At 44.8% G+C, this 25,560-nt stretch carries 19 protein-coding genes; 9 read left to right on the forward strand and 10 right to left on the reverse strand.

From position 1 onward, the window contains the following. Positions 1 to 4: 4 nt before the first annotated feature. The gene (locus tag H6849_02225) at positions 5 to 1,345 is read right to left on the reverse strand and encodes a glutamate--tRNA ligase (GenBank protein USO01905.1); all 1,341 of its coding nucleotides are present in this window, start codon (positions 1,343 to 1,345) and stop codon (positions 5 to 7) included. A gap of 442 nt (positions 1,346 to 1,787) precedes the next feature. Between H6849_02225 and ssb the strand changes: the two genes are divergently transcribed. From ssb to H6849_02240, 3 genes are all read left to right on the forward strand, one after another. Next, positions 1,788 to 2,306, forward strand: coding sequence for a single-stranded DNA-binding protein (ssb, locus tag H6849_02230; protein USO01837.1), 519 nt, complete (start codon positions 1,788 to 1,790; stop codon positions 2,304 to 2,306). Between the two features lie 67 nt (positions 2,307 to 2,373). Continuing rightward, positions 2,374 to 5,088 (forward strand): DNA gyrase subunit A, encoded by a 2,715-nt coding sequence (gene gyrA, locus H6849_02235; GenBank protein USO01838.1) that lies wholly within the window; start codon positions 2,374 to 2,376, stop codon positions 5,086 to 5,088. 214 nt (positions 5,089 to 5,302) lie between these two features. Continuing rightward, positions 5,303 to 7,633, forward strand: a complete 2,331-nt coding sequence (locus H6849_02240; GenBank protein USO01839.1) for a PAS-domain containing protein — start codon at positions 5,303 to 5,305, stop codon at positions 7,631 to 7,633. A 14-nt stretch (positions 7,634 to 7,647) separates the two neighbouring features. Here the strand turns inward: H6849_02240 and rodA are convergent, their stop codons facing one another. The 8 genes from rodA to H6849_02280 all read right to left on the reverse strand — a co-directional run bounded on the left by rodA (position 7,648) and on the right by H6849_02280 (position 15,040). Then, entirely contained in the window at positions 7,648 to 8,766 is a 1,119-nt protein-coding gene (gene rodA, locus H6849_02245; GenBank protein USO01840.1) for a rod shape-determining protein RodA, read from the reverse strand. A 33-nt stretch (positions 8,767 to 8,799) separates the two neighbouring features. Then, positions 8,800 to 10,596, reverse strand: a complete 1,797-nt coding sequence (gene mrdA / locus H6849_02250) for a penicillin-binding protein 2 (GenBank protein ID USO01841.1) — start codon at positions 10,594 to 10,596, stop codon at positions 8,800 to 8,802. Next, entirely contained in the window at positions 10,593 to 11,120 is a 528-nt protein-coding gene (locus tag H6849_02255; GenBank protein USO01842.1) for a hypothetical protein, read from the reverse strand. Before H6849_02255 ends, mrdA begins: the two co-directional genes overlap by 4 nt. Then, positions 11,107 to 11,946 (reverse strand): rod shape-determining protein MreC, encoded by an 840-nt coding sequence (locus H6849_02260; protein USO01843.1) that lies wholly within the window; start codon positions 11,944 to 11,946, stop codon positions 11,107 to 11,109. The genes H6849_02255 and H6849_02260 overlap by 14 nt, the downstream gene beginning before the upstream one ends. A 101-nt stretch (positions 11,947 to 12,047) precedes the next feature. Further along, the gene (locus tag H6849_02265) at positions 12,048 to 13,088 is read right to left on the reverse strand and encodes a rod shape-determining protein (GenBank protein USO01844.1); all 1,041 of its coding nucleotides are present in this window, start codon (positions 13,086 to 13,088) and stop codon (positions 12,048 to 12,050) included. Positions 13,089 to 13,388: 300 nt separating this feature from the next. Further along, the gene (locus H6849_02270) at positions 13,389 to 14,291 is read right to left on the reverse strand and encodes a M48 family metallopeptidase (GenBank protein ID USO01845.1); all 903 of its coding nucleotides are present in this window, start codon (positions 14,289 to 14,291) and stop codon (positions 13,389 to 13,391) included. Then, the gene (locus H6849_02275) at positions 14,275 to 14,724 is read right to left on the reverse strand and encodes a heavy metal-binding domain-containing protein (protein USO01846.1); all 450 of its coding nucleotides are present in this window, start codon (positions 14,722 to 14,724) and stop codon (positions 14,275 to 14,277) included. Before H6849_02275 ends, H6849_02270 begins: the two co-directional genes overlap by 17 nt. Then, positions 14,717 to 15,040 (reverse strand): YbjQ family protein, encoded by a 324-nt coding sequence (locus tag H6849_02280; GenBank protein ID USO01906.1) that lies wholly within the window; start codon positions 15,038 to 15,040, stop codon positions 14,717 to 14,719. Before H6849_02280 ends, H6849_02275 begins: the two co-directional genes overlap by 8 nt. Before the next feature lie 309 nt (positions 15,041 to 15,349). Between H6849_02280 and H6849_02285 the strand changes: the two genes are divergently transcribed. The 6 genes from H6849_02285 (at position 15,350) to H6849_02310 (ending at position 22,090) form a co-directional block, all read left to right on the forward strand. Next, positions 15,350 to 16,993: a secretin N-terminal domain-containing protein gene (locus H6849_02285; protein USO01847.1), complete on the forward strand. Its 1,644-nt coding sequence runs from the start codon at positions 15,350 to 15,352 to the stop codon at positions 16,991 to 16,993. Positions 16,994 to 17,252: 259 nt separating this feature from the next. Further along, positions 17,253 to 18,383 carry an ABC transporter ATP-binding protein gene (locus H6849_02290; GenBank protein ID USO01848.1) on the forward strand — a complete coding sequence of 377 codons (1,131 nt, stop codon included), beginning with the start codon at positions 17,253 to 17,255 and terminating at the stop codon, positions 18,381 to 18,383. 18 nt (positions 18,384 to 18,401) lie between these two features. Further along, positions 18,402 to 19,334 (forward strand): ABC transporter permease subunit, encoded by a 933-nt coding sequence (locus tag H6849_02295; GenBank protein USO01849.1) that lies wholly within the window; start codon positions 18,402 to 18,404, stop codon positions 19,332 to 19,334. Beyond that, positions 19,331 to 20,131 carry an ABC transporter permease subunit gene (locus H6849_02300; protein ID USO01850.1) on the forward strand — a complete coding sequence of 267 codons (801 nt, stop codon included), beginning with the start codon at positions 19,331 to 19,333 and terminating at the stop codon, positions 20,129 to 20,131. The genes H6849_02295 and H6849_02300 overlap by 4 nt, the downstream gene beginning before the upstream one ends. A 75-nt stretch (positions 20,132 to 20,206) precedes the next feature. Then, positions 20,207 to 21,160, forward strand: coding sequence for a hypothetical protein (locus tag H6849_02305; GenBank protein ID USO01851.1), 954 nt, complete (start codon positions 20,207 to 20,209; stop codon positions 21,158 to 21,160). A gap of 75 nt (positions 21,161 to 21,235) precedes the next feature. After that, positions 21,236 to 22,090, forward strand: coding sequence for an ATPase (locus tag H6849_02310; protein USO01852.1), 855 nt, complete (start codon positions 21,236 to 21,238; stop codon positions 22,088 to 22,090). A gap of 22 nt (positions 22,091 to 22,112) precedes the next feature. Here H6849_02310 and mfd read toward each other — a convergent pair whose 3' ends face one another. After that, the gene (mfd, locus tag H6849_02315) at positions 22,113 to 25,550 is read right to left on the reverse strand and encodes a transcription-repair coupling factor (GenBank protein USO01853.1); all 3,438 of its coding nucleotides are present in this window, start codon (positions 25,548 to 25,550) and stop codon (positions 22,113 to 22,115) included. Positions 25,551 to 25,560 lie beyond the last annotated feature (10 nt).

Raw genomic sequence — 25,560 nt, forward strand, 5'->3', positions numbered from 1 at the left:
GGAACTAGGCACGTAAACCCATGAGCCGCTCAGAAACCTTCTTGCGGCCAATCAGTAAAAACATATTTTTCAACTCAGGACCATGCTCTTCACCCGTTAGCGCCAGGCGAATAGGCATAAACAGGTCTTTACCTTTGCGCTGAGTGTGTTTTTTAAGGTGCATCACCCATGTGTCCCATGTTTCTTCATCCCATCCCACCGGAGGCAGTAAATCGTGCGCAGTTTTTAAAAAATCAGAATCGCTTATACACGGGGTAATGGTGCCAAGGCAACTATCTACCCAATGCTTAATATCAGAAATTTTATCAAGATTAGCCTTTGTGCGTTCCCAAAAATCCTCATCAACAGCAGGGTAGGCCACAAGATGTTTCTTTGCTTCGGCAAAAGAAAGGCCATGAACAATTTTTTTGTTAATCAGGGTTACATTTGCTTTGTCAAACTTAGCGGTTGAACGGCCAAAATGGCTTAGATCAAACTGAGAAGCAAGTGTGGCCATGTCGGTAAAAACTTGCATTGCATCAGACGTGCCGATGGTTCCTAGGACACTGTTTATGGCCATGGGCTCGTATCCCTCTGCGCGTAAACTGCGCAGACTTAAGCTTCCATCGCGTTTGGAAAATCCCTCTCCCAATGCTCCTGAGATTAATGGAAAGTGCGCAAATGAGAAAGCGCTAGGGTCTGCTCCCAGGGCTTCCAGCAATTGGATGTTGATAGCTGTGTTCGTAACATGATCTTCGCCCCGAAAAATATGGGTAATACTATGGCGTATATCGTCCACAGCCGTGCAAAGCAAATAGGTAGGATCACCAGATTCTCGAATCATTACAGGATCAGAGATATGCTGTGTGTCAAGGGTAATGGTTCCTCGCACAGCGTCCTCCCAGGTAACGGGCAGACGGTTAAGTTTGAATCGCCAGTGTGGTATGCGTCCTTCTGCCTTGTACGTAGCAATTTCTGGGGCGGAGAGTTCCAGAGCACGGCGATTGTAGAGAGGGGGTTTTCCGCGCGCCAGAAGAGTCTTGCGCATGATTTCTAGTTCTTCGGGTGTTTCATAACAGGGATATAAATGCCCAGAAGAAACAAGTGTTGTTTTTGTGGCCATGTAATCGGCCATATGGGCACTTTGGCAGTCTGTGTCATCCCACTGAATGCCCAACCACGTGAGGTCTTCCTTGATTGCATCTACAAATTCAGGCTTTGAGCGTGCTGTATCGGTATCGTCAAGGCGCAACAACAACGTCCCTTTGTGTTTGCGTACCATCAAATAATTGAGAAGAGCCGTACGAGCGTTCCCTGGGTGAAGATATCCTGTGGGACTGGGCGCAAAGCGAAGGCGGTACGGCAAAGAGGTCATAAACGTATGAGCGTGTAAGTCATGCTTTTTGTGTAACATAAGATTTGATAACTGACGAGGGGGGAACTTTGTTAGAATTAATCGGCGCACATAAAAACAAACTCGTTGCAACCAAGAGGGACACCGCAGGTTTTTAACGTCCTTAATTGGAATCCTTGGGAATGCAAAAAATTCATGACTTCTTCGTGTTTAGAAACCTCAAAGGGATAACCGCCTGCCCAGTTTGCGCCAAATTGAAAAGCGTATTGTGGGATCTATGGATGTTTGCATGGATTGACGGTTGATTGCGACTGCCTTGAATGTAAAGGGTGCTGCATTTTAGGCAATACGTAACGTGTGTGTGGTGTTTGCTAAAAATCATTATTTGGCATAATGATTTATTGTATTTGCAATGGTTTGCGTCTAATCTAGGGCATGTTTTTTAAAGGTAAAATTGATGTCTGGATCAGTAAACAAAGTGATACTTGTGGGAAACTTGGGAAAAGACCCTGAGGTGCGTACGCTTAATGATGGTTCTCGGGTGGCGAATCTGTCTGTGGCAACTAGCGACGTATGGCGTGACAAGGTAACTGGTGAGCGTAAAGATCGCACGGAGTGGCATCGCGTGGTGGTCTTTAATGATAAATTAGTCGAGATTCTGGAAAAATATACCCGCAAAGGCAGTAAGGTCTTTTTGGAGGGCCAACTGCAAACGCGCAAATGGGCAGATCAAAGTGGTCAGGAAAAATATTCGACTGAAGTCGTATTGCAAAAATACCGGGGTGAGTTGACATTGCTAGATGGCCGTAGTGATGGACAGGCACCTTCGCGTGCTGCAGATGGACCAGCGTATGGAGACAGCTTTGGCCCGAGTCAAGTGACACCTCCGCTGGGTCATGGGGGGTCTTCCTCTGCTGATGGTCCTCAGGCCTTCACCCCGTCTTCTTTTGATGATGACGAGGTTCCCTTCTAGTCTATAGCGCCACCAGGAGTGCTGAGTACTTACCCCCTTATAACCACCATTACGCTTAAGGAAAACCATGAAAGACCAGGAACGTCCTCTTAATAACACCAAGATTATTTCTATTGAAGACGAGATGCGTTCGTCCTATTTGGACTATGCCATGAGTGTGATTGTGTCGCGTGCGCTCCCTGATGTGCGTGATGGGTTAAAGCCCGTCCATCGCCGTATTTTGTATACGATGGATGAAAATGGCTTCGATTATAACAAGCCATTCCGTAAGTGTGCAGGTACGGTCGGTGATGTGATTCGTAAGTACCATCCTCACGGCGATCAGGCAATTTATGATGCGCTTGTGCGGTTGGCACAGAACTTCTCGTTGCGTGAAATGCTTATCGATGGTCAGGGAAACTTTGGGTCTATTGATGGTGACCCTGCGGCGGCATATCGGTATACAGAAGCTCGCCTTGCAAAAATATCACGGTTTTTGTTGGATGATATTGACAAAGGAACAGTCGATTTCCAACCAAACTTTGACAACTCTACAAAAGAACCCATGGTATTGCCGGCGCGCTTCCCCAACCTTCTTGTAAATGGCGCAGGAGGCATTGCTGTGGGTATGGCAACGAATATTCCTCCTCATAACTTGGGCGAAGTCTTAACAGCATGTGCGGCGTATCTCGATAATCCTGATATTACCACAGAAGAGCTCATGGAAATTGTGCCTGGTCCTGATTTCCCCACAGGTGCCCAAATTGTAGGGCGTCACGGCATCCGTGAAGCTTACGCCACAGGGCGTGGCTCAATTATGATGCGGGGTGTTTCTTCCGTGGAAGAGTTTGGCAACAACCGCGAAGCAATCATTATTACCGAAATTCCCTACCAAGTGAATAAAGCGCGCATGATTGAGCGCATCGCAGAACTGGTCAATGCCAAGCAAATCGAAGGTATTAGTGATCTTCGTGATGAATCAGATCGTGATGGTATACGTGTTGTGGTTGAATTGAAACGTGACGCGGATGCGAGTGTTGTTTTGAACCTCCTGCATAAACACACTCCGCTGCAAACTTCTTTTGGGGCAAATATGCTGGCTCTTGTGCAGGGACGTCCTGAAACTTTAGGGCTGAAGCGTATTTTGGTTGAGTTTGTGGCCTTCCGTCAAGAAGTCATTACCCGTCGTACGCACCATTTGTTAGATAAAGCACAATCTAAAGCACATGTAGGGATTGGTCTTGCTGTTGCTGTGGCAAACCTTGATGATGTGATTGTGTTGATTCGCAGGGCTCCCGATCCACAAACAGCCCGGGAACAGCTCATGGAGCGCTGGTGGAATGCGGATGATATTTTGCCCCTTGTGAAGGTTGTGGATGATCCCCAATATGCAGATATTGCTAAGGGTTATAAATTTTCAGAAGCCCAAGCGCGGGCAATTCTTGAGTTGCGACTGCATCGTTTAACGGGTCTTGAGCGTGATAAGATCGCAGCGGATTTGAATGCGTTGGCTGAAGAAATCAAGGGATACATTGAAATTTTGAGCTCTCGGGAGCGGCTCTATGAAATTATGCGCGCCGAATTTGAAGAAATTAAGGCAGAATTTGCAACACCACGTCGCTCAGAAATCATTGAAGGGGCATTGACGTCTGATATTGAAGACCTTATTCAGCGGGAAGATATGGTTGTTACGGTGAGTCATAACGGCTATGTAAAGCGGGTCCCTTTGTCGACGTACCGCGAACAGCGTCGCGGAGGCAAAGGACGTTCCGGCATGGCAACCCGCGATGAGGATTTTGTAAACAAAGTTTTCGTTGCTACAACCCATACACATGTTCTATTCTTTACGGATCAAGGAATGTCTTACCATCTGAAGGTATATCGTTTGCCTTTGGGGACCCCCCAAGCTCGCGGTCAGGCGATTATCAATATTCTTCCTCTTTCTAAAGGCGAGCGGGTGACGGCTATTCTGCCTCTCGATGAAGATCAAACTCTTTGGGAAAATCGTGAAATAGTCTTTGCTACAGCGAGTGGTTCTGTGCGACGCAATCGTATGAGTGATTTTGCGAATATTAAGTCTAACGGTAAAATCGCCATGAAATTAGACGAGGGCGATCGATTGATTGGTGTATCTTTGTGTGATGAAAACGATGATGTCTTTCTCAGCACGTACCAAGGAAAATGTATCCGGTTCCATGTGAATGATGTGCGTATTTTTAGTGGGCGGACATCAACAGGTGTGCGTGGTGTGCGGTTGGCGGCAAAAGACCACCTTATTTCCTTGATGACCCTCCCTCATGTTGATGCAACGAGTGAAGAACGCGGGGCGTATCTGCGTATGGCTAGTAAGCTACGTCGTGGTGATGACACGGGTGATGAGGGAGATTCACCCGAAAGCACCTCCACTGACTATGTTCTTTCAGAAGAACGTTTCAAGGAATTACAGATACGTGAAAAATTTGTACTCGTGGTTTCAGAAAAGGGTATGGGAAAGCGTTCATCGGCTTACGAGTATCGTGTGTCAGGACGCGGAGGCATGGGTATTGCGAACATTGATGTCACATCTAAAACAGGCCCTGTTGCCTCATCTTTTGTGGTTGATCGTGATGACCAGCTTATGTTGGTTACGAACAATGGTCAGCTCATTCGTTGTGGGTTACACGCGGTGCGTATCGTGGGGCGTAAAAGCCAGGGTGTTTCCCTGCTGCGTGTTAAAGCAGATGAAAAAGTGGTATCAGCAAGTTTAGTTGCCGAATCGGATGAAGACGATGATAGTTCCGATTCTTCTGGTGATGCTTCCTAAGGATAAGGAGCTTTTCTGCCCACACACAATATGTGTGTAGTTCCTCCCCCTTGTTGCTATAAGTAGATATCATGCCCATAGCACCTGGTAGCGATGGCTGGCAGCACAAGTGTATGTGCTACACGTAGAACAATATCATCGAAGTGATGGTATCCATTGCATTGGATGATAGGTAATTCTATACTAAATTTCATAACAAGAGGTATGGGATTGCATGGAAGACTTATTCACCTTTAGTGGTGGCTTTAGCCTGGATCTTGTTTTTAATATTTTTCTTTATTTTATTTTAGGCCTATTGGTGTGGCAGTCTTCTGTGTTGAGATCTGTGCGTCAAAAAAAAGATGATTTAGAAAAAAAAACTGCGTATCTAGGATCTTTGATCGATCATAGCGAAGCCTCTTGGATTATATGGAATCTTGAAGATGAAACCTTCATCATTAGTGGGGGAATGCAATCGATTACAGGAAGTGATAGTGAAGAAGCCCTCAGTATGAGCGAGGCTGTTCTTCTCTTTGGTGAGGAGAGTAGAGATACCCTCACGGAACTCTTTGCGCAGTTTCGTGCAAGCCAGCGATCCTATAATGAACGGGTTGACAGTTCTTCCAAGGGCCGCAAGTTTGAGCTTTCCTTACGCCCACTTGATGGGGTGACTGCTGTGATTTGGGTTACAGATATAACGTCTGAAATTATTGATCAGGCCAATGCAAATAAACGAATTGCTAGTTTACTCGAAGAGCGACAGCGCTATCGTGCTATTTTGGATGCTTTACCTTATCCTATTTGGTACCGCACAGCCGATGGCAACCTAACATTCCATAACGCTGCTTATGGTGAAATGGATGATATGTCTCATGTGGGCGGGGAAAGCGCGCGTGAGAAAAGCTTGTGGTCAGAGTTTGACATTATGCCTTCTCGAGTTGAGTCTGTGACTGTACCAGGGCGCATGGTCAATCGCCGTCACGTTGTTGTTGATGGGAGACGCGCACTTCTTGAAATGCACGAAGTCAATGTGGATAACGAGCGTGTAGGGTTTGCCACAGAGTTGACTCAGCTTGAGGAAGGAAAAAAGGAGCTCATCCGCCATCGCCAAGCCCATCGCCAGGTGCTTGAAAATCTTAGTATTGGTATTACGATTTATGGCCCAGATAAGCGCCTCGTTTTTTTCAATCATGCCTATTCACGTATGTTTGAGTTTGATGAAAGTTTTTTGCACGCCTGTCCAAGTCTCGGTGAAGTGCTTGAAAACTTGCGGAGTCGTGAGTTGGTTCAAGAAAGTATGAACTTTCCCGAGTACAAGAAACGCCTCTATCAGCAGTTTACCGCCTTAATTTCACCTTTGCAGGAGTTGACATATTTGCCCGATGGCAGAACATTACGTGTTATTACAGCACCCCACCCACTGGGTGGCCTTTTTTATGTGTTTGAGGATGTCACCAACTCCCTTGAGCTTGAACAGAAGTACAATACGCAAATAGCCGTTCAAAAAGAAACACTTAATGCCCTGCATGAAGGTGTTGCTGTGTTTGGCTGTGATCATAAACTTCAGATTATTAATGAAGAATTTTTGAGTATTAATAGTATTGACGATGAATATTTAAAGTCTGGAATGACACTCTCTGAGGCAATGGATGTCAATAAAAATCAAATTATCCTCTCGGAATCTTGGAAAGACTATAAAGAGCGGGTGTTACGTGCTGTGAATGAGCGTACTCCGCGCTCTGTTACGTTGGATATGAAAACAGGGAAAACCTTGAATTTTCGGTATCTTCCCCTAATCAATGGAGCGCATTTATTTTCTGTGATTGACATTACGGATCGCCTAAGAGTCGAAAAAGTACTGAAAGATCATAATAATGCATTGGTTGTGAATAACCGCATAAAAACAGAGTTTATTGAGAATATCTGCTATCTCTTTGAGCGCCCCTTGCGGCGGTTACAGGGGTATGGAGAAATCTTGATGAAAACACTGGCGAATGCTCCGGAAACTTCCCTGGAACCAATTACACACATACGTGCGACAGCACAGCGATTGAATTCTTTAGTCAGTGATTTGCGCGGGTTGTCCGATGATGATCTTGAAAATTCCCCTCCTGTCCCACGCAAGGTTGACTTAGGGATTTTTGTCCGTGATTTTCTCTTAAGCATTCACGATGTTTTTGTCACACATAACCTTGAAATTTTTTCTGATTTACAGAAAAAACCAATCATTGTAAGCCTTGATGAGACGCGCTTGCGGCAGGCATTTTTGCATTTATTTACAACAATTATTCAACAAATCCCCCCCAAATCAGTGCTACAATTTACAACAAAATCTATCAAAAACCGGGGGGTCTTGGTGGTGCGCTTTCCGTCCAATGAGCGCTTACGGAAAATTTTTATGATGCCTGTATCAGATGAATTTGCTACAGATCAGGATTTTTCTCACCGTGAACGCCCCTATTTTCACCTGTTGTATAAGACCATCCGCTGGGCGGGAGGTGACATTGTTGTTTCGGGTCTTATGCCCGAAGACCAACAAATCATTTTGTCACTAACATTATCATAGAGGAACGTTTAATTCTAAAAAGTACTCAGCCTGTTTTTGTGAATGTCGACACTTATAATAAAGCCCATACCCATCAAGACTGTGATCATGGATGTTCCCCCATATGATACAAGAGGCAGTGGTACACCCACCACAGGCAAAAGTCCCGCAACCATCCCGACGTTCACAATAACGTAAATGAAAAGAATTGTACTAATACCTGCTGCAAGAAGTGAACCAAACCGATTCCGGCATTGTGTGGAAACGGTATACCCGTAAGCAATTAAAATTGCATATAAAATGAGAAGAAAAACGCCCCCAATAAAACCAAACTCCTCTGAGTACATTGTGAAAACAAAGTCTGTTTGTTTTTCGGGTAAAAAGTTTAAGTGGCTTTGGGTGCCCTCAAGAAAACCTTTACCAAAAATTCCCCCAGACCCAAGGGCAATTTTTGACTGCAGCTGATGGTATCCTGCCCCCAGGGGATCGCGCCCCGGGTCAAGAAAAGTAAGGACACGATTTTTTTGATAACCATGCATACGGTTCCACATAAGAGGCATGGCGGCTAAAACAAGCGTGCTTGCCATACCAATAATCCAGTTAGGAAGACCAGAGTAATAAATCAACGTACAACCAACCATAATGAGAACAAGGGCAGTTCCTAAATCAGGCTGCTTGAGAATGAACAGAGCCGGGATAAAGACAAGTGCAAAGGCAGGCATTAATGATGTAAGCTTTTGTGTGTCGTATATAGAAAGCCCATAAAAATACCGGGCCAGCGCAACCACAAGAGAAATTTTCATTAACTCAGAAGGTTGAAGGTGAAAAAAGTACAGGTTAATCCATCGTTGTGCCCCCATGCCAACAAGGCCAAAAAGCTCAACCACGATGAGAAGCCCTAAAACCCAAAAATACATAAGATAGGCATTGCGAAACCAAAACCGAATATCCACAAGTGCAATAGCGATCATCATACTTAGTCCTACACCAAAGCGGACAATCTGGCGGCTTGCCCAGGGTTTCAGGTGCCCTCCTCCTGCGGAGTATAAAATAGCAAATCCAATACATGCAATGAGAGTAAGAAGTCCCACAATCCATGGGTTAATGCTGCGTATTTTTCGTTGGTGTGTGCGTGAAATAAACCAGTTGATCATGATTTTCGTCTTCTATTTCTTTTGCCTGTTCTTTTATGGGGTTGTGTTTGTCAGTGTGATAATTTTTCGCAAAACCTCTCCCGCAAACGGAGCCGCCACCGATCCACCACCCCCCCCGTGGTCAATCACGACTGCCATAGCAAAGCGAGGGTTACTATACGGAGCCGCCGCTACAATCATGGCATGGTCACGCAGTTCCCAGGGAAGGTCGGCATTTTTTATACCTTCATCACGCTCTTTTTGGGTAATGCGTTTCACTTGTGCGGTGCTTGTTTTTGCAAACACATCGGTTGAGCCAAATTTTTGTCCCAAACGCCATCCCGTCCCCCAATCACTTACAGATAACCAAAGACCTTTGCGAATAAGAGAAAGATGCTCTGGTTGGGCATTGAGTGGAGGTGGTGCGGGGGCATCGGGTGTTTTGTAAAGACGTGCTGTGATGTTTTTCCCAGAGGAAAGACGTGCCATTGTAAGGGCGAGCTGAATCGGTGTGGCTTGGAGATATCCTTGGCCAATAGACATGTTGATGGTATCACCACCAGTCCACGGTTGATGGTAAGTTGCACGCTTCCACGCAGGTGTTGGGAGAAGCCCACTTTTTTCGTTAGGAAAATCAAGCCCACTTTTGCTGCCAAATCCTAATTTATGAGCAGCATTATATATTTTTTGGTGCCCCAGTTTTTGCGCGAGGACGTAAAAAAAAGTATCACAGGAATGCTGCAGGGCTTTTTCATAATCAACCAAGCCATGTCCGGTTTTTTTCCAGCAGTGAAATATGTGCGATCCGTAAGAAAATTTCCCTGTGCACGATACGTGTAGATCTTTAATGCCATCTTCAAGTGCTGCCAGCGCCACCGCAAATTTAAAAATGGATCCCGGTGGATAAAGCCCAGACATCACTTTATCCATAAGAGGCTTCGCGGGGTTGGAAAGAAGTTCCTTCCAATGAGGGGTGCTTATTCCTGTGCTAAAAACATTTGGATCAAATCCAGGTGCTGATACAAGGGCAAGGATGTCTCCGTTTGTAACATCAATGACAACGCAGGAACCACTTTGATGGCTCTGGAGTTTCTCATACACAAAAACTTGCAGATCCCTATTAAGAGTTAATATCAGCGATTCTCCTGGGATGCTTGGCTTGAGGGATAGGTCGCGAATTTCTCGCCGGTGCGCGTTAACCTCGGTTTCACGAATACCGGGGGTACCGAGTAGTTCATCATCACGCTGTTTCTCAATACCTGTTTTCCCTACGTGGAGATTGGGTATTTTACGAAAACGAGCATGGGATTTTTGCCCATCGGCAAGTAAATGCACATGACCAATGACATGAGAAAAAATTTTATCATAGGGATAGCTTCGAAGATGCCCGGCCTCAACAGAAAACCCTGGCAAGCGGTGAAGATTAACCTCAATTGCACATACGTCACTCCAACTCAGATCTTCACTAATGGTAACAGGCAGAAATTTCGGTGAGGATCGCACGCGCTTTTGGATGATAGCATAGTCTGGAAATCGAAGGGATGTAAGGGACGTGATGAGGGCAAGCGCCTCAGTAAGTGAGGGGACATCTTCGGGAAGAATCTGCAGAAAGTAGGTTGGGCGATTTGAGGCAAGGCTTTTGCCTTGGCGATCAAAAATTTCTCCCCGTACGGGTGTGAGGGGGGTTATTTTAATACGATTTCCTTCAGCAAGGTTTCTGTAGTGCTGCCTTTGGATAACTTGTAAATGAAAAAGTCGTGCTAAAAGAGTAGCAAAAAGAGCAATTTTCCCTGCCCCTACCAGAGCCATTCGACGGGTTAACAGATGATGGGAGTCCTGCTTATTATTCATAGTTTCATTTTATGAAGAAGAGGATTAATCGCGAGATAAACAAAAGGTGCAACAACAAATGTAATGAGGGTATGGAACTGTACCTCAAGAAAGTTGCTCGTCCCACGTTCAAAAAGCATTACGATAAGCTGGCCTACTCCAACGACACAGAAAACAAAAACCCCAAAAGCAATCCACAAAGGGATTAGCGTGCTTTCCAAAAGTTTGCGTGCTCGCCAGCTTACAATGAGATGAAAAACTCCGTAAATAAAGCCATGAAACCCGAGTGGCAGTCCTGTATAGATATCGTGTACAAGACTGATGGCCATAACAAGAGAAAATGAAATCCGCTCAGGGATAAAAATAATCCAGAAATAAAAAGCTGGAAGAAAAAGATTAGGCCAAAGTCCAATAAGGGTAGGGGGAACCATACAATATATTGCTCCTAGAAGAACAAGGAAAAGGCTTGGAAACGTGCGCTGGATTCGTTCACCAACGCCTCCCAAAATATTTTCCAATGATGAGCGATAACTATAATTTTTCATCGATATGTTTCTTTTCCTGTGGTGCGAGAGGGGGATCAACGACAAAGACAAAATCAAGCATATCTTTGCGAACAGGGGTTTTAACAAAAACCTCATTTTTCACAATACGTGCGATTTTTCCTACAAGAATATTCGGGGCAAAAATGCCCCCTTTTCCTGTGGTGTAAAGTTTCTCCCCGATGAGCAGTTTGTGGGCATTAAGAACATGTGTGAGTTTAAGGTCCCGATTTCCTGTTCCCCTTATGATTCCTTGAATGGTTGTTTTTTCTGTGACAACGGGAATACGGCTGATGGTATCGTGAATAAGCAAAACATGAGAAGAGGAGAGTGTGCTACTAAGAACCCGGCCCACAAGGTGGTCGCGGTATATAACGGAAGAGTTTTTGCGAATGTTATTCACAGTTCCCCCCCTGATAATCATGCTATGTTGATAGGGCTGACCTGTTGTAAAAACAACGCGCCCCGTATAGCGTAGCTTGATTCCGTGAGGCCGGTAACGCAATTTTTTGGCAAGCAGTTTGTATTCCACCTGCTGTGCCTGCAAGTGAATATTTTCTTTGCGCAGTGCTTTGTTTCTCTCTTTTAGTATCTTTAAGCTTTCTTGCAGATTAAGGTACTCATGCAAGCGAGTGGGGACGCCCGATAGGTAGCTAAGGGGTGCGTATAAAAAATTCAGAACGGGAAGGGTGGTACGAAAAAGATGCGTCCGAAAATTCGCTAAAATAGCAGGGTTATTTTTTTCGAGAAAAATAAGAACAAAACTTGTGAGAATAAGAACAACAGGCCGAAATGTTGTTGTTGTGTGATGATGTTTGTTCAGCCCCATGCGCATAAATTTTTATTTTTCATCCTCAGGACTTACCACACTATCATTTGTGGCCATACACGTTCACCACTTTAAGGTTTTTGATCACCTCAGTAGTCTTTTTAATACATACTAATGAGAACATTTTTCAGCGTTCTCATTTCTTCAAGGGCCTTACCTGTCCCTAAAGCAACGCAAGAAAGAGGATCATCAGCAATAGAAACAGGAAGACCTGTTGCATTTCGCAGAACAACATCGAGGTTGTTTAGTAATGATCCACCACCTGTAAGAACAATACCTTTATCCACGATATCGGCAGACAGTTCAGGAGGTGTATGCTCAAGTGCAATTTTTACGCCCTCGATGATGGCCGTAATAGGCTCGATCAGGCTTTCAGCCACATGTTGTTGAGAGATGATAATTTCTTTGGGGATCCCATTTAAAAGATCACGCCCTTTGATGCGCACTTGAGGTCCATCCTTGTCCTTTGTTAGTAATGCTGATCCAATTTCTTTTTTTACGCGCTCTGCTGTGCTTTCACCAATAAGAAGGTTGTGATGACGGCGAATGTAATTAATAATGGCTTCGTCCATGGTGTCTCCGCCTACGCGCACAGAGCGTGCATACACGATGCCGCCCAATGAGAGGACAGCTACTTCTGTTGTTCCGCCTCCGATATCAACAACGATTGACCCGGTCGGTTCTGTAACGGGAAGACCTGCCCCAATAGCCGCCGCCATGGGTTCTTCAATAAGATATACTTTTCCAGCACCCGCGCTTTCTGCTGATTCTTGGATAGCGCGCCGCTCCACAGCAGTCGCCCCTGAGGGCACACAAATGACGATTTGAGGACTGACAAAACTACGGCGATTGTGTACCTTATGGATAAAGTGCTTAATCATTTCTTCGGCAACTTCAAAATCAGCGATGACACCCTCACGTAAGGGACGGATTGCTTGAATATTTCCAGGTGTGCGGCCCACCATGAGTTTGGCCTCTTCGCCAACAGCAAGAACTTGCTTGCGGCCTTTTATTGTTGCAATAGCTACCACAGACGGTTCATTCAAAACAATCCCTCTGCCTTTTACATAAACAAGGGTATTAGCGGTTCCAAGATCAATGGCCATATCGGCAGAAAGCCAGTTAATAATTTTGCGAAACATGTGAACGAGCCTGTATTTTTTGGTGATAATATTATCGTAATTTTTTTAATTTACGTGAAAACCTTTATGGGGTCTACACAAAACATCTATAACAAGCCTTGTTTCCTAAAAATTATCTGGATGTCCATGAAAAGTATGAAATGGGCGCTACCCGGTGGTATCCTCATTATGATAAAATCACTATATGGATGCCACCGTTAGCGTTCATGCATACTAAGGAATAAGTATTACCAATCGGTTAATTGTTACGACTGATAAAATGCTTATTGGGTTTTGGCGGTGCACAAGAAGAACGAGGCACTATTGGGTTTTGGGCGCGCGCGCGTGTGGTGTGCGCACTCGGCCGTTTGCGAGTATTTTTTTTCCCACGTGGACAGTGTGTTGACCGAAGTGGATGAGTGGGTGTCGGGGCATTTTTACGGGACCTGGAAGCATTTCGATTATTCGTTTAGTGCGGTTGTGTGAGCTGGGGTGTGTGGAAAAAAACTCCTGCCAGAGGGGAGTCTCGTCCACATGAGAGGCCCACTCCATAAATTGAAGCGCACCATTAAGATTTTTTTTTGTTTTGTATAACAGATAGGCCCCCCATCTGTCAGCTGCGTACTCTTCTTGTCGTGAATAATCGTGGCGATAAATGAGGGCAGAACGTGCAACCAGAGCTCCAATTCCAGCGCCAAAAATCCATTTTACGACCTGTGTAAGGACAAGATTGCGACCATATTGTTTGAGGTGATCACGATTTTGGAAATGTCCCAGCTCATGGCATAAAACAAATAATAAAACATCCTCATTATTAATTTCCTTCATCAAAGAATCTGTCACGATAATGTTGCCACCGGGGGCCGCGAAAGCATTTGCCTCATCATCCTTCACAACATAGACTTTGTAATCATAATGATACGGTAGAACGTCTATGGGAATTTTGCGAAAAACACGCTGGATGTGATGGGTTAGTTTCTTTTTGACCTTATAGCTGTGTTCTTCAATCTTGAGGGGAATACGTATCTGCTGCCATAACCATTGCTCTTGGGCCGGTGTAATATTCTCAACAACGCTATCAAGGATGATCCCCATGACACCATAAATAATCCAAGCAATGATAAGAGCGGGAATAATAAGGATAAAAAATGTGCGATAATATCCTTTGATACGAATATTAGGATTAAAATCATGAAAAAGGGAAGGCTTAAAGATGATCGCCATGCGCGCCCTTTTCCTGCCAATATACGGCAGTACCATAAGTAACGATCTCTACAATCCGTCTCCCAACCTTACTGGTGCAAAAGTGAACATTGATCAGTGCATCCGCGTCAGGGCATTGTTCTTTTAAGCGCAGAATGCTTTCTCGGCGTGCGCGATCGAGTATAAGTTCGTATGAGGCAACGCGTCCCCCAAACATACCGCGAAGAATTGATAGTACATACTTAAACAAATCGTCAGCAATAGAAATACTACTAATGACAAGTTTGGTGCGACTTACAAAAACCCTCTGTTTTTTCAGAGAGGTAGTCATAACGGGAATATTAGCATAAAGAATTTCCCGGGTCTGAATATCTACATAATGCTGCCTCTCAAGATGTCGGGCCCAGACAGCAATAAAAATTATACTAAGAATAACGAGTCCACTCTCAAGCATCTGCAATTACCCTTACGGCCGTTCCATAGGCAATAAGTTCGGCAGCGCCATCCCCAATTTCGGAGGTGGCAAATCGAATATTCAGCACAGCATTAGCTCCTGCGTAATGGGCTTTTTCTTTGAGTCTCTGGAGGGCTTCGGTGTGGACATCCTCAAGAAGTTTTGAGTACCCATGGACTTCCCCACCCCATATTTTGTGCCAAAGAGCTTGCAAGTGTGATACAAGATGGCGTGTCTCGACGATGCTTCCCACAACCAGTCCATAGTGCGTGTCGATTCTGAACCCAGGAAGAGTATCAAGGTTTGTTATTATAATAGCGTCGCATGGGGTGTTCGGCATGTGTCACAGATGTGATGGTCTTCTTCAAGTATGAAAGAAGACGGTTAAAAATTCATGTATTTCTAAAGAATGCCTGTCTATACAGGGTATTTGTCTTTCATGTGCTGTGTTGCACGAGGTTAAACGTTGGATGATTGAGACAGATCCATTGAAGACACTCTTATGGCTCTTGCGATAATTTTTGTGTAATATCGTGTTGCTTGTCAACGAGGCATCTTCATTTTTTTAATTGTCAAATCCTGGCGAAGTGATACAAGTATCGAATGATTTTAAAGAAAATTACACATGATAAAATGTGTTTTAAAAAAATTACCATTGGTATTGTTGTTTCTAACCTTGTCTTTTTCAGGATGCGCACACACAGACTATCACGATCCTAGTCTTCGATCTTCTCAAGATTCATATGAGTCCTCTTTGACGGATCCCCTTTTTGATGATGCGCCCTCCTTTGTGCCTCCGAAAATTCCCAAGAATACGATAGGTGACGCGTTTAAAAAACCCCTTGATATGACAATTTCGGGGGAAATTGGCGTGAAGGAACTTGTGCACAAAATTGCTACAGTAGGAAAGATTAATCTTATAAGTAATACCCCCCTCGTGGGTGATATTTTTATTAACTCCCATCGTGAAACGGCCGAGGTGCTGCTGGCGAAGATCGCTCAGGTCACCAATCTTGCCTACCAGATAGAAGGGGATTGTTTGCATATTTTACCTAATATTCCTTATACCAAAACATATAGTGTCCAATTTTTAAACATTCGGCGCCATAAAGACTCATCCCTGGTCATCGGAACGGATATATTCAATGGGGGATCCGAAGTGACCACCGGCTCTCAACCCTCTCGAGGTTTAAGCGGATCAAGTACAAAAATAGCTGCAGAAACCACGCTTGATTTTTGGAAGGAACTCGACGCAAACCTTCAATCACTTTTGCAAACATCAGCGCTGGGGAAAGCCCACGAAGGTTCCCATGTAGGGGATGTGCGCTATTCTGTGCATAAGCAAGCTGGAATCTTAACGCTTACGGCGAGTCATCAGCAACATCATCTTGTGAGTTCCTACTTAACGCTTTTGCGCCAACAGACAAATGCTCAGGTGCTTATTGAAGCGAAAATAATCGAGGTTAATTTGAATGATAAATTTCAAGGGGGCATTGATTGGCACTCCGTCAAGAAGCAGGTTGCTATGGGGGCTCCTCTGGGTAATTTGGCCCAACCCGGCGGATATCGCCCCCCAGGACCTTTGGGGGCGCGGAATGTTTTTTCTTTAGGGGGATTTGGGCGTAATATTTCAGGCTTTGTTAGGCTTCTTAATGTGTTTGGAACTGTCCGTACGCTTTCAAATCCCCGACTAACCGTTTTGAATAATAATGTGGCTGTTTTAAAGGCGGCCACTAACCATGTTTTCTTTCGTGTCAATTATCAACGGGAAATTCGCTCGCTGAGTCGCCCTGATATTGAACGCGCATCCAGTGAGGTTCACACAATTCCTGTGGGGCTTATTATGACTGTACAGCCATCTGTTGATATTTCAACAGGGCGCATTACGATGAGTTTGCGTCCCACAATTACCCGCATTACCAACGAAGTCGAAGATCCTGCTGTTGGGATTTTAACGTCAGGACAAAGAAGTTCAACCGTGCCGGAGGTACAGGTGCGTGAAATGGATTCAATCATTCAAATTCGCACAGGAGAGGTCGTTGTGTTGGGAGGGCTTATGGAGGAGCGGTCAGATAACATTGATGCTCGCACGCCTATTCCGGGGCTTTCCCACGTGTTGCGTGGGAAAGATGATCAACGCACAGTAACGGAACTTGTAATCCTTATGCGTGCCTATATTTTACCAGAAGATCAATCGCTTTATAATTCAGCTGACGCACGAATATACAATAAGTTTACAAAAGATCCGCGACGACTACGGCTGCAATAACGCCGCCCTTGGTTACCCATGCTCATAAGTCATACTAATAAGTAAAAATTAACGCTTGAAGAGTGCAGCAAAAATTGGGTATGTTCTCACTTGTGAGAGGTAGTTCTCTTACATAGCCTCCCTAAAATAAACTGTTGGCCGGTTACGCAAGTACCCGGCCTTCGGTTTTTTATACTCCACTCTTATTTCCAGACAGTGATAGAACCCTTGTGCTAGAATCAATAATTCGCTAATAAATAGATTTATTCATTGTATTCCTATGCAACGCCCAAACACACTTGAACCATGGCAAGACCCAACTGCCCGCCCTTATATTGAGATTGTTGATGTTTCAAAGGATTTTAACGGGCTTCCTATTTTAAACAATGTCTCCCTTTCAATTTATCGGGAGGAGTTTTTTTCTCTTCTTGGCCCCTCGGGATGTGGGAAAACAACACTTCTGCGTATTTTGGCAGGCCTTGATACGCCATCATCCGGAAAAATATATATTGATGGTGTGGATGTAACGCGCCGACCGCCCTTTGAGCGTCCCGTGAACATGATGTTTCAATCATATGCGCTTTTTCCCCATATGACCGTTGCCCAAAATGTTGCATTTGGACTCAAGCAAGAGGGAACCCCACGTGACGAGATTAGTGATCGTGTTCGTGACGCTCTTCGCCTTGTCCATATGGATCGGTTTCATCACCGTAAACCAGACCAACTTTCTGGGGGACAGCGGCAGCGTGTAGCTCTTGCGCGCAGTCTTGTGAAGCGCCCTAAGCTTCTTTTACTGGATGAACCAATGGCGGCACTTGATCGCCAACTGCGTGAAAGTACCCAATTTGAACTTGTCAACATTCAAGAACAAGTGGGTGTTACTTTCATTATGGTTACCCACGATCAAGAAGAAGCAATGACGATGTCGACGCGTGCGGGCATTATGGAAGAAGGAAAAATTCGCCAGGTAGGCACCCCCAATGAAATTTATGAGTATCCAAACTCACGCTATGTTGCCGATTTTTTTGGTTGGATGAACATTTTTGATGGAATCGTAACGGAAAATGGCCATGACTTTGTCAAGGTGATGGGTGATGACTCTACCCAAGAGTTCTATGTCAGCCATACAGCAACAATTCCTACGGGTGCTCATGTAAGTGTTGCCATCCGTCCGGAGAAAATCTTTATGTCTAAAGAAACCACGGATCCGATACATAATAACCTCAAGGGGACGGTTAAAGAAATAGCCTACCAAGGAGATATCTCAATTTATCATGTCCTTCTGACCTCTGGAAAAACAGTTCTTGCTACACAGCCTAATCTTGTTCGTTTAACCGAAAGACCCATTACGTGGAATGATGAAGTATACCTTCATTGGCATGACCACAGTGCTATTATTCTCACAGGTTAAGCAAATAGGATGAGCACCATGAAGCGCCTTTGGACTAAATATCGCATTAACCGAAAACTTTTGATGCTTATCCCCTTTGTGTGGATTCTTCTTTTTCTTTTGCTTCCCTTGGTGACGCTACTTGAAATTAGTCTTACGCAGGAAGGGTTTGATGTACCCCCTATCAAAGGATTTGCACGCTGGTTGTCTGGTCAAACCCTGGTCATTCAAATTAACATCAGCAAATATCTTACCCTTTATAATGATCCTATCTATACTTTGGCGTTGCTCCGTTCGTTAAAAATAGCGACGCTGTCCACATTTTTTTGTTTACTCGCCAGCTATCCTATTGCCTATGGAATAGCTCGCGCAGATCCACGCTATCGATTTTTATTAATTACAGGGGTTATGCTTCCTTTTTGGACACCCTTTCTTATTCGTGTGTATGCTTGGATTGGTATCCTGGGTGATCATGGGCCGATTAACAATGCACTTCTTTGGTTGGGAATGATTCGTGAACCCCTTCACCTAAACAATAGCTTGTTTGCGGTGTGCTTGGGGATTGTTTATTCGTATATGCCCTTTATGGTTTTGCCTCTTTATGTGTCTTTATGCAAAATTGATTATCTTTTGCTTGAGGCCGCCTATGATCTCGGGTGTCGCCCCCTTAAGGCTTTTTGGAGGATTGTCTTTCCACTTTCCCTACGCGGCGTCTATGCGGGATGTCTGATCGTTTTTGTCCCTGTTATGGGAGAGTATGTCATTCCTGAGCTTCTTGGGGGTATTGATGAGTATATGACAAGCAAAATCCTATGGATGAACTTTTTTGGTAGCTCTGATTGGCCCCAAGCATCGGCTCTTGCGATTGTGCTGATGTGTCTTATTTTCTTCCCTTTATTTCTGGCAGAGCGCTTGACTACAAAAGAGACAGAGCCGTATGAAAACCTGCCAGATGAAGGGAGTGCGCGATGACCCATACCAGTCGTATTGTAAACACGCTGATGCTAGTGGTGGGTTTTGCTTTCTTGTACTTCCCGATTGCGATGGTGATCATTTTTTCCTTTAGTGAATCACGCACGCCTGGCGTATGGGGAGGGTTTTCACTGACTTGGTATCATGCGCTTTTTCAGGATCGCTCCATTCTTGATGCGCTGTGGGTGAGTCTGCGGATTGCCCTTCAAAGCGCGACACTTGCTCTTGTTCTTGGAACGACGGGTGCCTTTATTTTGGTTCGTTTTGGGCGATTTAAGGGGAGAGATTTATTCGCCTCTTTAGTAAATGTTCCTGTGTTGTTGCCTGATATTATTTTGGGTTTGGGGCTTGTCTTGCTTTTTGTGCAAATGAACGCTTGGTTGGGGTGGCCCCAAGCCCTTGGCATGCACACTGTCATTACAGCGCATGCAACAGTCGGTATGGCGTATGTCTTGATCATTGTGCGGGGTCGACTCTTGGAGGTGGATGCCCATCTTGAAGAGGCAGCTCTCGATCTTGGAGCAACTCCCACAACTGTTTTTTGGAAAATTACCCTTCCTGTTATTGCCTCCTCGTTGCTTTCTGGGTGGTTATTGGCTTTTACGCTTTCCCTGGATGACGTTATTCTCGCAAGCTTTCTTACCGGACCCGGAGCAACAACCCTGTCCGTTGAGGTTTTTTCTCAAATTCGTACGGGTGTAACACCCAAAATTAATGCTGTTGCTACATTGTTGATTGCTGTAATTGCTTTTTTGGCGAGTATTGCGAGTGTGGCTCTCTTTCGTAAACGCCCCTGAAATGAATACGGTACTTTGAAAACGATACATTTGCTATCTTTTCTTCTGAATATAAAACCTTAGTAACAGGTATTTATGGTACTCACACAGTTATTTTTAGCACGTAAAGCAGCAGTGCTATACGCTCTTAGTATTCTTACATCGGCGCTTCTGGCGACACACACATTTGAGGGTCTTTTTCATGTAGTAACACCGAGTTTTGTTGCGCAAGTTACTACAAGCGCTATGCATCTTCCCTACGGAGGAGAAATGGGTCTTTCTGCGACAGTGTCACTTGAGAAAATGGGTGCTTCAATCAAGCTTTTGACCCATGACCCCTGTGATACGGGTGCTCATATTGTTACCTGTCCTGTGGGAGAAAGCCACGAAATCAAGCTTATTTCCTTTCGTGGGTGTCGGTTTGATCTTAGTTCTCCCAAAGAAAGCCTGATCGATGCTTGGACAAATATTTCATTTTCAACACAAAGTTTGCGGAAGTATCTTGCTGATCCTGACTTTGATGGGTGGGCACATCGTGGCTATGTTGTGCGGGCGGAATCTGTTATTGCCCTTTTGGCGGAAGACCTTAAAACCACAAAAGAAAAAACAATTATTCCTTTGTTTGCAGGGCATAGCATGGGTGGGGGGGTTGCAAAACTTGTTGCGTGGGCCCTTTATAAAAGAGGGATTATTTCCCGTCCTCTTGTGTGCACTGCGGGAACACCGCCTATTCTTTGTCCACGCGCTGCCAAACAGTTCTCAAAAGAGTTTGCGAGTGCTTATATTCATGCACATGATCCCAAGGATCCTATCGTTGCATTGAATAAAGATCCTTTGCTCCGGATGTTTTTTGGGGGGTTCTCTCATCCCGAAGGTCTTCTTATTCCCGCACAATCAGGGAAAAATGAGACATTGTACTTTGCTCATAGTATCGAAAATTATACCGCAGCTCTCCTTTCTCTGGCTATTCAGGCAACCAGTGCACTAAGATTTGTGGGAAAACATCGTCTTGAGTCCGCAGTGAAGCACAAATATCGAGCAAAACTATGAATGCGGATGTCTAGTGGTTGCGAAGAAACGAAATAAAAGATAGATTCAATCTATACAATAAACAGGATTAAATCAGTGGCACCACGTAAACCGCATGTAATTGTACTGGGAAATGAAAAGGGGGGTACCGGAAAATCCACCATATCTATGCATATCATCGTACAATTACTACGGCAGGGACACACAGTTGGATCGATTGATGTTGATGCTCGTCAAGGAACACTTACACGCTATATTGATAACCGACGCAATCATGCTCTTGCCCATCACCCTTCATTACCTATGCCGGAACATGTTGCTATTCATCGCAGCGATCAAACGGCACGCGCAGATGCTGAGTCGGAGGAAAGCGCCCGATTCAGCGAAACAATAAAAATGCTTGCAGGAAATAATTTTATTGTGATTGATACGGCAGGAAATGATACGTTTCTGTCGCGTCTTTCTCATGCTCATGCTCATACGCTCATCACACCTATGAATGATAGTTTTGTGGATTTGGATTTATTGGTGCGTATCGAGATCAATGACAAAGATCGCGCACGGGATTCGATGCGCCCCAGTACTTATGCTGAAGCAGTGTGGAATCAGAAGAAACAGCGGCTTTCTTCAAACCAGCCTGTTATGGATTGGATTGTTTTGCGTAATCGTCTGTCGCACATCCAAGCCCGGAATAAAATTGAAATGGCGCGGGTGCTTGAAGCGCTTGCTGGTCGCATTGGCTTTCGGGTAGCAGAGGGATTCACCGAGCGGGTCATTTTTCGTGAACTTTTTCTGTCAGGATTAACATTGTTGGACATGCATGATGCCAATAAGCCTTTGAGCGCCTCACACGTGGCGGCACGCCAAGAGTTACGAAACCTGATTAAAGCGCTGGATTTACCGGATTTATCCCAAGAAGTCCCTCTTGAGGGGCTAAAAGTGGCTGGGTGAAAACCTACCTGTACGCCCCACGTTAGAGCACTTTTTGTAAAGCGTTGAGAATCTCCTTAAGTCCTTGTAATTGCTGGGATGCGCTTTTCCACAAGCGGATAAAAACGAGTTTTTGATCAGGATGTAGCTTTACCGTTTTATTATTCTGGTGAATATAGGCAATCAAGCGGTCAGGATTTTCGATTCCGTTAGGGTAGAATGTAATAACAACACCTTTGTCTCCTACATTGACGCGTGCAATCGCCAGGGCCTTGCAGCGAATCTTTACGTGTAACACCTCAAAGAAGTTGATTGCTTCTTCAGGTAGTTTCCCAAAGCGATCGATCATTTCATAACGAAGATCATCCAGTGCATCTGGTGATGTACACTGCGCGCTTCTACGATATAAATCTAGGCGCGTTGAAAGATCTGACACATATGATTCTGGTAATAAGACCGGAAATCCAAGATTGATTTGTGGCGATTGGGAATACTCTCCTCGAGGTATGTGCGTCGCTTGAGGATTTTGTTTGAGTGCCGCCAGGGCTTCTTGAAGCATTTGTTGATACATTTCCATACCAACTTCCCGGACATGTCCTGACTGTTGTTCTCCCAAAATATTACCACAGCCACGAATATCAAGATCATAGCTTGCCAATTGAAACCCAGCTCCTAACTGATCAAGACTTTCCAAAACCTCTAGGCGGCGGCGCGCTTGTTGCGTCAGAATGGTGTGCTGTGGGTATGTTAAGTACGCATACCCACGTACATTTCCACGCCCCACACGCCCGCGTAATTGGTAAAGCTGTGCAAGACCAAACATATCGGCGCGATGGACAATAAGCGTGTTTGCTATCGGAATATCTAAACCAGATTCGATAATATTCGTCGCAATTAAAACATCAAATTTTTGATCGGCAAAGTCTGTCATCACTGTATCAAGATCATTGCGATGCATTTGGCCATGGGCAACAGCAAGTGTTAAATCAGGTGCAATTTTAACAATGCGCTCCTTCATATCATCCAAATCCTTTAGCCGTGGACATACAATAAAACTGAGGCCTTGTCTGGATTTTTCCCGCAAGAGGGCTTCTGTGAGAACAGGTGTTTTATCTTCTGAGACCTGCGTATAGACAGGTAAACGATCAATAGGAGGGCTTGCGATGATGCTGAGTTCGCGCACACCCGTTAAAGACATTTGCAACGTGCGGGGAATGGGTGTGGCTGTCAGTGTCAGCACATGTAAGTCTGTGGCTATTTTTTTCAGAGATTCTTTTTGTTTGACCCCAAAATGTTGTTCTTCGTCAACAATGAGAAGTCCCAAATTTTGAAATGTCACACTTTGGTGCAATAGGCCATGCGTGCCGATGACAATATTAACGTTTCCATCGCGAAGACCTTGCTTGATGGCGTTTACCTCAGAGGGTTTTGTAAAGCGAGATAGCTGTTTAATAACCAGGGGTAACCCTTCAAATCTGGCAACAAAACCTGCATAGTGTTGCCGTGCAAGAAGAGTGGTTGGAACAACCACGGCTACTTGAGCGCCATGTGCGGCAACTTGTGCTGCTGCGCGCATAGCTACTTCTGTTTTTCCAAAACCAACATCCCCGCAAATCAATCGATCCATTAACTTTCCCGAAGAGAGATCTTCCTCTACATCAGCGATGGCTTTTTCTTGATCAGGTGTGGGTGTATACGTGAACCGGGCCACTACCTCATTGTACAAACCTACTGTAGGAAAGGCGGGTGCCGGCGTTTCTTCACGAGACGCAGCAACATTAATCAGATCGCGGGCGATTGCCAACAAATCTTTCCGCACCCCTTCTTTGCGCTTTTGCCAGGTTTGATGGCCAAGTTTATCAAGAACAACTGAAGCATCTTGACTGCCATAACGGGAAAGCATGTCAATATTTTCAACAGGTACAAAGAGCTTATCTCCTTGTTGGTAAGTTAACACGACACAATCATGGGGAGCCCCCAAAATATCAAGCACCTCAAGGCCTAGAAACTGACCAATGCCGTGATCTTCGTGCACGATATAATCACCTGCTGCCAAAGCATTAGCCTCTGAAATGAATAAATCAACATCAGGAGATCGCTTGCGTACGTTTGTAGGGACAGGCAGCAGGTCTGTGTCAGGAACAATGACGTGACTCTCAAAAACACACCCATGAAGGTACGGTAAGGGTTGTAAATAAACGAGGGGTTTCGCAGGAACAGTGTTGTGTTGGGAGGGGAGAGTAAAAAAATCACGAACCCCACGCCCTTGTTTTGGGTGAATACCCAAAACCCCGAGGACGTCTATAAGGCGTTGTTTGTTTCCAGGAGAAGAAATACTCAGGTGTAGAATGCGTTTATCCTTGTGTACGTGGCCGACTAAGGTCTTGATGGTCTGTGTGCAATCGGAAGTTTTATCGCCGACATGATGGCGCACATCTCTGATGTAGCCTGCCTGTACCAAGGAGTGTGGCTCGCTAGGGTCAAATTTCCCTCCCTGTAGCAGGGAATCTAAGATTTGTATGTCGGGAATAGCCCTGAGCTCTTTTTGTAATAAAGAGGGGGCTATATAAATTTTTTCAGGGGGCAGAACGTATGCATCTGCTGCATTGAGACGTGCCTCATAATGTGAGGATACTTCTGCGTAAAAATCCTGGTTTTGTTTTGATAAATCTCCATCCATTACAATATGTGAGGGCCGTGCATGTGCAAATAAAGAATGCATTGTGCCGTGAGATATTTCGCCCAAAAAGGCAAGCTCTGGATGCGGTTTATGGGTACCGATGGCTTCGTAAAGGGAATGATTAGAACCCAAGTCTTTAAAGTATGCACAAAATCGTTGCTGTGCTTTTTCCTTTTGATCTCCTGTCAAAGAAGATCCCCCAGAAGGGATATCAGCCTGGGTAATCTCCTCCGTGCGCCGTTGTGTGTGGGGATCAAAAAGATAGATTTTTTCTACCTGTGTATCAAATAAGTCTATCCGTAAAGGCCAATCTCCATTTAATGGAAAAATATCGACAATTCCACCCCGTAGGGCATATTCGCCCTCCGCGCGTACTGTATCTACCCGCAAATACCCACCTTCTTCCAGAAATGAGAACCATTCATTCTGAGGGAAATCCTGGTTTTTGAAAACAGTGCGCACACGGTTTTTCCCCGAAGAAAGAGGAGGATATAGTTGCATAGCCCCACGTATCGATGTGATTACAATTTCGGGCTTGTCAGGTTGGGACAGGAATTCGAGGGCATAGTTTTGTGCAGCTAGAATACTTTTGCGTGGACCTTTGCGATCATAGGGCGGGCAATTCCAGGAAGGAATATAAATAATGCGGTGGTCTGAAACCGTTTGTGCTAAGGCATGCTGGAGCTCTTTTGCTTTTGCGTCACTTGAAACAATAGCCAGGATGCGTGCATGGTTTTTGCACTGCTCATATATATGCAAAGGCCAAAAGCCAAAGGGAATGCCTATACGTTTTTTGATCATAGCAAAGGGG

Source organism: Alphaproteobacteria bacterium, assembly GCA_023898725.1.
Classification (GTDB): domain Bacteria; phylum Pseudomonadota; class Alphaproteobacteria; order JAUHZC01; family JAUHZC01.